The following is a 1,360-nucleotide window of genomic DNA, read 5'->3' on the forward strand; positions in this document are numbered from 1 at the left end:
ACCATCTTCAGCGCGTGCGCGACGCGCTCCGCGCGCTCGGCGGCGGGCAGCTTGCGCACCGTCAGCGGATACCCGACGTTCTGCTCGACCGTCAGGTGCGGAAACAGCGCGTAGTTCTGGAACACCATGCCGATGTTGCGCTTGTGCGGCGGCACGCTGTTCAGCAACTCGCCGTCGAGGCGGATTTCGCCGCCGGTCGGGAATTCGAAGCCGGCCAGCATCATCAGGCAGGTGGTCTTGCCCGAGCCGGACGGCCCGAGCAGCGTCAGGAATTCCCCGCGCTGGATGTCGAGGTCGAGCGATTTGACGACCAGCGTCTCGCCGTCGTAGGTCTTCCGCACGCCGCGAAAGCTGACGATCACATCATCGGACTTCATCGTGCTGTCCCCTGGTTCCGCGCCAATTGATTTTGAGATGCGAGCCACTATACGGCGCGCACGGTTCTATACTAGGGAACCATTTCAATATTCCTAGTAGGACCACTTTGGATACCGTGATCGTCGCCGACTGGCTGTCCGCCCGTCTGGACCGCAGCTCGTCCGAGCCGATGTACCGGCAACTGCTGCAGCTGATGCAGCAGGCGATTCTGACGGGGGAATTGGGGCCAGGAACAAAGCTCCCGAGTTCGCGCACGCTCGCGGGCGACCTGTCGATCGCGCGCAATACCGTGCTGCACGTGTACGACCAGCTGACCGCCGAAGGCTACGTGCTGACGACCACTGGCAGCGGCACCTACGTGGCCGACACGCGACCGGACGCCGCCGCGATCCGCGTACCGGGCGCCCCGCCGCCGCCGGCGGCGGCCGACGAACCGCCGCTGCCCGACGCGCAGGGCAGCCTGTCGATGCGCGGCCGGCAACTGGTCGAGCATGCGGGCGTCTCGCGGCGCCAGTGGGGGGCGTTCATGCCAGGCGTGCCGGACGTGTCGGAATTCCCGAGCCGCACGTGGAGCCGCCTGCAGGCACGGCTGTGGAAGGAGGCCAATCCGGAGCTGCTGACCTATGCGCCGGGCGGCGGCTACCGGCCGCTGCGGCGCGCACTCGCCGATTACCTGCGCGTCGCGCGCTCGGTCAAATGCTCGCCTGACCAGGTGATCATCACGACCGGTATCCATCAGTCGATCGATCTCGCGGTGCGGCTGCTGTCCGACATCGGCGATCGCGCGTGGGTCGAGGAGCCGTGCTACTGGGGCGTGCGCAGCGTGCTGCAGGCAGCCGGCCTCACGCTGGCGCCGGTGCCGGTCGACCAGGAAGGGCTCGATCCGCGCGCGAGCGACATGCAGCATCCGCCGCGGCTCGTGCTCGTCACGCCGTCGCACCAGTACCCGCTCGGGATGGTGATGAGCCTCGCGCGGCGCCGC

At 67.9% G+C, this 1,360-nt stretch carries 2 protein-coding genes; one reads left to right on the forward strand and one right to left on the reverse strand.

Features of this window, described 5'->3' with window-relative positions; translation table 11 throughout:
- Positions 1-377 (reverse strand): ABC transporter ATP-binding protein (locus AP428_RS22585; RefSeq protein WP_156349347.1); only part of this gene is annotated, 377 nt, incomplete at its 3' end.
- Positions 378-484: 107 nt separating this feature from the next.
- Between AP428_RS22585 and AP428_RS22590 the strand changes: the two genes are divergently transcribed.
- Positions 485-1,360: PLP-dependent aminotransferase family protein (locus tag AP428_RS22590; RefSeq protein WP_156349348.1), on the forward strand; the 876-nt coding region annotated here is incomplete at its 3' end.

Source organism: Burkholderia sp. E168m22, from assembly GCF_001319805.1.
Lineage (GTDB): Bacteria > Pseudomonadota > Gammaproteobacteria > Burkholderiales > Burkholderiaceae > Burkholderia > Burkholderia orbicola.